6 protein-coding genes are annotated in these 7,396 nt (G+C 71.1%); 2 read left to right on the forward strand and 4 right to left on the reverse strand.

Translation table 11 applies throughout. The features are described 5' to 3' along the window. The first annotated feature begins 20 nt into the window (after positions 1-20). The gene (locus AB0B48_RS03445) at positions 21-596 is read left to right on the forward strand and encodes a GNAT family N-acetyltransferase (protein ID WP_357195250.1); all 576 of its coding nucleotides are present in this window, start codon (positions 21-23) and stop codon (positions 594-596) included. 44 nt (positions 597-640) lie between these two features. Here the strand turns inward: AB0B48_RS03445 and AB0B48_RS03450 are convergent, their stop codons facing one another. The 4 genes from AB0B48_RS03450 to AB0B48_RS03465 all read right to left on the reverse strand — a co-directional run bounded on the left by AB0B48_RS03450 (position 641) and on the right by AB0B48_RS03465 (position 4,995). Next, positions 641-1,528, reverse strand: coding sequence for a carbohydrate ABC transporter permease (locus AB0B48_RS03450; protein WP_357195253.1), 888 nt, complete (start codon positions 1,526-1,528; stop codon positions 641-643). A 1-nt stretch (position 1,529) separates the two neighbouring features. Further along, positions 1,530-2,651, reverse strand: a complete 1,122-nt coding sequence (locus AB0B48_RS03455) for a sugar ABC transporter permease (protein WP_357195256.1) — start codon at positions 2,649-2,651, stop codon at positions 1,530-1,532. Positions 2,652-2,728: 77 nt separating this feature from the next. Beyond that, positions 2,729-3,979 (reverse strand): extracellular solute-binding protein, encoded by a 1,251-nt coding sequence (locus AB0B48_RS03460; RefSeq protein ID WP_357195259.1) that lies wholly within the window; start codon positions 3,977-3,979, stop codon positions 2,729-2,731. 26 nt (positions 3,980-4,005) lie between these two features. After that, positions 4,006-4,995, reverse strand: coding sequence for a LacI family DNA-binding transcriptional regulator (locus tag AB0B48_RS03465; protein WP_357195262.1), 990 nt, complete (start codon positions 4,993-4,995; stop codon positions 4,006-4,008). Positions 4,996-5,140: 145 nt separating this feature from the next. On the opposite strand from AB0B48_RS03465, the gene AB0B48_RS03470 reads away from it, so the two are divergent. Beyond that, positions 5,141-7,258: a glycogen debranching N-terminal domain-containing protein gene (locus AB0B48_RS03470; RefSeq protein ID WP_357195265.1), complete on the forward strand. Its 2,118-nt coding sequence runs from the start codon at positions 5,141-5,143 to the stop codon at positions 7,256-7,258. The last annotated feature ends 138 nt before the right edge of the window (positions 7,259-7,396 follow it).

Raw genomic sequence — 7,396 nt, forward strand, 5'->3', positions numbered from 1 at the left:
CCTGCGTAGGCTTCCGTCCCATGGCTCTCGGGTACGTCCGCCCGGCGCGTCCCGAGGACGCCGGCGAGATCGCACGCATCCAGCTCGCGACCTGGCGGGTCGCGTACCGCCGGATCCTGCCTCGGCATGTGCTCGACAACCTGGACGAGGCGTTCCTCGCCCGGCGGTGGAGCGCCGCCGTGCTGGAGCCGCCCTCGGGCGCGCACCGGGTGCTGGTCGCCGTCGAACAGGCCGAGCAATCGTATCTGGTGGGGTTCGCCGCGTCCGGCCCGGCCGACGGCGAGGCTCTCGCCCCGGGTGAGCCGGCCGACGCGCTCGGCCCGGACGTGGCCGCGGTGACCGACCTCCTGGTGGAGCCGCGATGGGGTCGGCGCGGGCACGGCAGTCGGCTGCTCGCCGCCGCTGTCGACCTGTGGCGGGAGGACGGCATGAGTCGCGCGGTGGCCTGGGCGTTCGACGGTGACGAGGCGACCCGGAAGTTCCTCACCAGCACCGGCTGGGAGCCCGACGGCGCGGCCCGGGCGCTTGACGTCGACGACATGCTGGTGCCTCAGGTGCGCCTGCACGTGGCCGTTCCGGCCGACAAGGTCGAGTGACCGAAGCGGCGGCCCCACGGTCGGGGCCGCCGTACCGAACCGGGTCAGCCCTTGTCGGAGCCGTCGTTGGCGTCGCGGACGAAGTACCGCTGGAACACCACGAAGATGATCGCCACCGGGATGGTGGCCAGTAGCGCGGCGCCGAGCTTGAGCGGGTACTGGGTGCCCTTGCCGAGGGAGCCGCTGACCAGGTCGGCCAGTCCGCGCGGCAGGGTGAACAGGTCCGGGTCCTGCACCGACACCAGGCTGTGTGGGAACTCGTTCCAGGAGCCCTGGAACGACAGGATGGTCAGGGTGATCAGCGCCGGTTTCGCCATCGGCAGCACCACCGACCAGAAGGTACGGAAGATGCTCGCCCCGTCGATCCGGGCGGCCTCCTCGACACTCACCGGGATCGACTCGAAGAACTGTTTCATGATGAACACGCCCGCCGCGTCGGCCAGCAGCGGCACCACCAGACCGGCGTAGCTGTTGTAGAGGCCGAGCTGGTTGAGCACCAGGAACTTCGGGATGAGCAGCACCACCCCGGGCACCGCCATCACCGCGATGACTGCGGCGAACAGCCCGCCGCGGCCGGCGAACCGCAGCCGGGCCAGCGCGTACCCGGCGAGCGAGTCGAAGAACACCCGGCCGAGGGTGACCAGCACCGTCACCAGCAGCGAGTTGCCCAGCCACAGTGGGAAGTTGGTGCCGGCGAAGATCCGTTCGAAGCCGGCAAGTGTGAGCGGGTCCGGGAACGGTGACAGCGGGTTCGCCGCCGCGTCGGGCTCGGTCTTGAGCGAGTTGCCGAGCTGGATGACGAACGGGTAGAGGAACACCAGCCCGAAGAAGACGAGTGTGGCGTACCCCAGGAAGCGGGTGGCGAGGGTGCGGGCCGCGCGCTGGTGTCGCCGCGCGGGCGCCGCCGCCGGGCGGTCGGTGAGCACTGCCATCTCAGGACCTCTCCGGTACGCGTCGACGCCGCCAGCCGCGTCGCGGCCGGTCGGTGTCCCGCTCGGCCAGCGCCCGGCGCTGGATCAGGGTGAGCACGATGATGATCAGGAACAGGACGAACGAGATCGCCGCGCCGGAGCCGTAGTCGAAGTCCCGGAAGGCGGTCCGGTACGACAGGTACGCCGGGGTGAGCGTGGTCTTGGCCGGGTCGCCCTGGCTCATCACGTACACCTGGTCGAAGACCTGCCAGGAGCCGATCATGCCGAGGGTGAGCACCAGGAAGGTGGTGGGTCTGATCATCGGCAGGGTGACGTACCGGAAGCGCTGCCACCGGGACGCGCCGTCGAGGGTGCTGGCCTCGTCAAGCGTTACCGGCACGTTCTGCAGCCCGGCGAGGAACATCAGCATGAAGGTGCCGGACGTGGTCCAGACGACCAACGTGATGATCGACATCATCGCCACGCTCGGGCCGGCCAACCAGTCCCACCAGGTCAGCCCGAACGGGCCGCCGTCGGTCAGTGCCGCCGGTGGCGAGTCCACGCCGACCGCGCCGAACAGCAGGTGCAGCACGCCCCGGGAGTCGGCGAACCACTCCGGGCCGTCGATGCCGAAGAAGCCGAGCAGCGCGTTCACCGCGCCGGAGTTGGCGAAGAGGAACAGGAACACCACGCTGATCGCGACCGAGCTGGTCACCGAGGGGAAGTAGAAGGCGCTGCGGAAGAAGCTCTTGCCCTTGAGCATCCGGTTGTTGACGACCAACGCCAGCCCGAGCGCGAGCACTGTCTGTGCCGGCACCACGATCGCCACGTAGTAGATGTTGTTGCGGATGCTCGTCATGAAGTCGCGGCGGGCCAGCCCGTCCTCGGTGAACAACTGCGTGTAGTTGTGGCCGCCGACGAACGGGACGTCGCCGGTGAACGGGCTGCCCTGGCCGTTCCAGTCGGTGAGGCTGACCCAGAGCGCCATCAGGATCGGCAGCAGCAGGAACAGCCCCAGAATGACGATCACCGGCGCGACGAAGAGCCAGCCGGCGAGGTTCTCGTTGCTGCGGATGCCGCCCCTGCGTCGGCGGGGGCCCGACCCGGGCGCGGTCGCCGTGGCGGTCAGTGTGTCGGATGCCATCTTCCCTCCCTCCCTTCCTCTCTCCGACCGACGTGCGGTGGGGGCCCCGGTGATCCCCCGGGGCCCCCACCGTCACCTCAGCTGCCGCCGAGCGCCGCCTTGGCGTTCTTGTCGAAGTTCTGCAGGATGGTCTTCGGGTCGCCGTTGGTCAGCCCCTGCAGACCGGTGTCGAGGTCCTTGAGGACGCTGTCCATCTTCGGGGCGTTCACCGGGCCCTGGGCGTACGCGGCGCCGTCGATGAACACCTTGTCGGCCGGGAAGGCGGCGGTGTACTGCTCGCCCGCCGACTGCCGGGACGGCATGACGCCGAACGCTTTGGCGAAGGCCATCTGCTGCTCGCCGCTGGTCATCGCCTCGACGAACTTGATCGCCTGGTCCTTGTGCTTGCTCTTGGCGGCAACACCCCAGCACTGGGTGAAGGAGAGCGTGCCCTGCCCCTTGGGGCCGGCCGGCAGCGCCACGACCTTGTACTTCACGTTCGGGAAGTCGTTCTGCAGGGCACCCTTGATCCAGTTGCCCTCGATGGTCATCACGGCCTTGCCCTTGCCGAACGCCTCACCGGACCAGCCGGCGTCGAGCTGCTTCGGGTACTTGGCCAGACCGGTGGTGAGCATGGTCTTCACGTACTGGAGGGCGGCAAGGTTCTCCGGGGTGTCCGCCGTGGGCTGCTTGCCGTCCTTGCTGGTCAGCCAGCCACCGTTCTGCACCATGAAGGCGCCGATCCGGTCCCGGGTGTCACCGATGGCCAGCGGGACCTGCCCCTTCGCCTTGATCTTCTGGGCGACCGCGGTGAGCTGGTCCCAGGTCGTCGGCACGTCGGCGTCGGTCAGCCCGGCCCTGGTCCACAGGTCGGTGTTGATCTGGAGGGCCAGGGTCGAGAAGTCCTTCGGCGCGCAGTAGAGCTTGCCGTCGTACGTGAAGGCGGTGCGCAGGCTCTCGTAGAAGTCGCCCGGGTTGCTGACCTTGTCGCCGTACGGCTCAAGGGCGCCGACGCTCGCGTAGTTGGCGAACTGGGCCGCGTCCACGTAGAAGACGTCCGGCGGGGTGCCGCCGGCGAGAGCCTGACCGAGCTGCTGGGTGAGGTCCTGCGCCGGGGTGACAGTCGCGGTGTTGCCGGAGCTGCCGGCCCACTTCGCGGCGGCGTCCTGCACCGCCTTGGTCTCGGCCTCGCCGGACGAGCCGATCAGGATCTGCAGGCTGGCCGGCCCGCTGGACTGGGCGGTGTCGCCGGAGGAGTCGTCGAAGCCGCTGCCGCAGGCGGCGGAGCCGAGGAGGGCGACGGCGGCGAGGCCGGCCACCGCTGCCCGGGTGATTGTTCGGGGTGCCATGGTTTCTCCTGGTGGGGGGTGTGGGACTACGCGGTGTGCCGCAGCGCCAGCGAGGGCTGGAGCAGCACGGGGGTAGGGGTCTCGTGGTAGCCGTCGAGGACCCCGGTGAGCAGGTCCACGCAGCGGGCGGCGGCGTCGCCGAGCGGTTGGCTGACGCTCGTCAGCCCGACCGCGGCGGCCACCGGCGTGTCGTCGAAGCCGATCACCGACACCTGCGGGTCGACGCCGCGGATCGCCTGGAGGGCACCGAGGGCGAGTGAGTCGCTGGCGCAGACCACGGCGCTCGGCGCCACGGCGACGAGCAGGTCACGCATCAGCCGCTCCCCCTCGGCGATGCCGTCCTCGGTCTCCCGGTGCAGCCCGGTCGGGTCGACGCCGGCTTCGCGCAGCGCGTCGCGCCAGCCGGCCCTCCGGTCGTCGCCGACGCCGGAGCCGTCGGGCCAGCCGATGAAGGCGATCCGCCGGTGGCCGGCGTCCAGCAGGCGCCGGGTGGCCTGGGCGGTGCCGGCGGCGCCGTCCACGTCCACCCAGGGGTGCGCGTCGAGCGCGTCCCACGGGCGGCCGAAGGTCACGAACGGTACGTCCCGCTCGGCGAGCCATTCGGTACGCGGGTCGCCGTACTTGGTGCCCACCAGCACGAACGCGTCCAACTCGTAGGTGCCGAGCAGGTCGCCGTAGGTGGCGATCTCCCGTTCGTCGTCGGTGGCGGTGTAGAGCAGCACCCGGTAGCCGGCGGCGTCGGCGGTCTCGGTGAGGCCGTGCAGGAAGCGGTCGAGCACGGAGCCGTTGATGCCGTCGCGGGTCGGGTCGATGCGGGCGGCGATGAGGCGGGATCGGCCGGTACGCATCTGTCGGGCGGCCTGGTTGGCCCGGTAGCCGAGCGCGTTGATCGCGTCCTGGACCCGCTGACGGGTCTCCTGCCGCACGATGTGCGGGCTGTTGAGGACGTTGGACACGGTCTGCCGGCTGACTCGGGCGTGCCGGGCCACCGTCGCGATGGTCACCTTTTCGGCCACTTAATCCCTCTCGCCATCTTGAACGATCCAATTTGGATAAGGCAGGATTGGATCGTTCAAGTTTCTGGAATGTTTCGCACTTTGCACCGCCAGGGGCGCGTTGTCAAGATGGCCGCCCCGCACCCCGAGGATCTGGAGCCACACCGTGATCGAACGCCAGCTGCAACCCCTCCTGCACGAGTTGGTAGGGGTGGTCTTCGCCCCGACCAGCGCGCTGGGGGACGCGACCGGGCAGATCCGCCCGACCGGCGTCCAGGGCGTCTTCCACGCCGACGCCCGGGTGCTCTCCCGCGCCGAGCTGCGGGTCGACGAACGGGAACTCGAAGGGCTGACCCGCGGCGACGACGGCCCACACGGTGCACGCTTCGTTGGCCTGGCCCGCTGGCTCGGCGACCCCACCCCCGACCCGACGGTCCGCGTCGACCGCCTGCGCCGGGCCACCCGCAACGGCCTCAGCGAGGAGCTGCGGGTCGTCTCCACCGCCACTGTCGACGTAAACGCCACCGTCACCGTCGACCTCGGCTGCGACCTCGCACCCATCGAGGCCGTCAAGTCCGGTAGCGCCGCCGCCGCGCTGGAGGTCAAGACCGGCCAGCCGGGCGTGCTGACCTGGTCGGGAGCGGGAATCACAGTCACCGTCACCGCGTCCGGCGCGGACGTGCTGGCCGACGCCGAGCGTGCGACCGCGCCACGGCTGGCGTGGCCGGTTCACCTGCCTCCCGGCGGCGAGACCGTGCTGCGCTGGCAGTTGACCGTCGAGGACCCGCGCGCCGTCGTCGTCGGCCCAGCCGGCGAGCCAGAGTGGTCCCGACCCGAGGTGACCGCCGACGACCGCCGCCTCGTCCGACTGCTGGACCGCAGCCTCGACGATCTGCGCGGCCTCCGACTGGCCGAGACCGGCGCACCCGGGGACGTGTTCCTCGCCGCCGGCGTGCCCTGGTTCCTCACCCTGTTCGGCCGGGACAGCCTCTGGGCCGCCCGGATGATGCTGCCGCTCGGCACCGACCTGGCCGCCGGCACCCTGCGCGTACTCGCCCGCCGGCAGGGCACCCGGTTCGACCCGGCGACCGGCGAAGCCCCCGGCAAGATCCTGCACGAGCTGCGCCGACACGAGTTCACCGTGCCCGGCAACGGCCTGCGCCTACCGCCGGCGTACTACGGCACCGTCGACGCCACGATGCTCTGGGTCAACCTGCTGCACGACGCGTGGCGCTGGGGCATGCCCGCCGAGCAGGTCGAGCCCTTGCTGCCGCACCTGGAGGCGGCTCTGCGCTGGCTCGGCGAGCACGCCGACCCGGACGGCGACGGCCTGGTCGAGTACGTCGACACTACCGGACACGGGCTGTCCAACCAGGGTTGGAAGGACTCCGGTGACGCCGTCCGATTCCGCGACGGCACCCTGGCCACCGCGCCGATCGTGCTGGCCGAGGTGCAGGGTTACGCGCACGAGGCGGCCGTGAACGGAGCCGCCCTCCTGGACGCCTTCGGCCGACCGGACGCCGACCGCTGGCGCGAGCACGCCGCCGCGCTTGTCGGCCGGTTCCGCAGGAGCTTCTGGGTCGACGGCCGCCACGGCCCGCAGCCGGCGCTCGCCCTCGACCGCGACAAGCGCCCGGTCGACTCGCTGACCAGCAACATCGGCCACCTGCTCGGCACCGGCCTGCTCGACCGGGACGAGGAAGCCCAGGTCGCGCACCTGCTCACCACGGACACCATGGCCGCCGGGTTCGGGCTGCGGACCATGTCCAGCGACGACGCCGGCTTCAGCCCACTGTCGTACCACTGTGGCTCGATCTGGACCCACGACACAGCCATCGTGCTCGGTGGGCTGGCCCGCGCGGGGCACCGGGAGGCCGCGCTCGGCCTGACCGAGGGGCTGCTCAGCGCGGCCGAGGCGTTCGACTACCGGATGCCGGAGCTGTACGGCGGCGACGACCGCTCACTGCTGAACCGGCCGGTGCCGTACCCGGCCGCGTGCCGACCGCAGGCGTGGGCCGCTACGGGTGCGGTGCTGCTGCTCCAGGCCGCCGCGGGGCTCTACCCGGACGTGCCGGGCGGCACGGTCCGACTGGCACCCCTGGCGGGAGCAGAGTTGGGTGCCGTGGCGGTCGACGGCCTCCGCGTGGCCAACACCCCGGTGCACGTGTCTGTCGACCGCACCGGCGACGCCACTGTCACCAACCTCCCCACCCCGCTAACCCCAACCCCAACCCCAACTCTCCCTACCCAACGCCGCCCAAAAACCCCAACCCACCCCGCCTAACCCGTCCCCACCCGCGCCCGTCCCCGCCCCACCCACCCCGGGTCGATCATGGATTTTTTGGGGGGGCGCCCGACCGGGTAGTCCCCCATTTGGGGGGCCCCCAAACCAAAAAAAACACCCCCCCCCCCCCCCCCCGGC

This window comes from Micromonospora sp. NPDC049089, assembly GCF_040648775.1.
Taxonomy (GTDB): Bacteria; Actinomycetota; Actinomycetes; order Mycobacteriales; family Micromonosporaceae; genus Micromonospora.

What these genes read in the sequence shown, in the direction of transcription:
- AB0B48_RS03445 (WP_357195250.1), top strand. Translation starts at nt 21, where the DNA reads ATGGCTCTCGGGTACGTCCGCCCGGCGCGTCCCGAGGACGCCGGCGAG.
- AB0B48_RS03450 (WP_357195253.1), bottom strand. Translation starts at nt 1,528, where the DNA reads ATGGCAGTGCTCACCGACCGCCCGGCGGCGGCGCCCGCGCGGCGACAC.
- AB0B48_RS03455 (WP_357195256.1), bottom strand. Translation starts at nt 2,651, where the DNA reads ATGGCATCCGACACACTGACCGCCACGGCGACCGCGCCCGGGTCGGGC.
- AB0B48_RS03460 (WP_357195259.1), bottom strand. Translation starts at nt 3,979, where the DNA reads ATGGCACCCCGAACAATCACCCGGGCAGCGGTGGCCGGCCTCGCCGCC.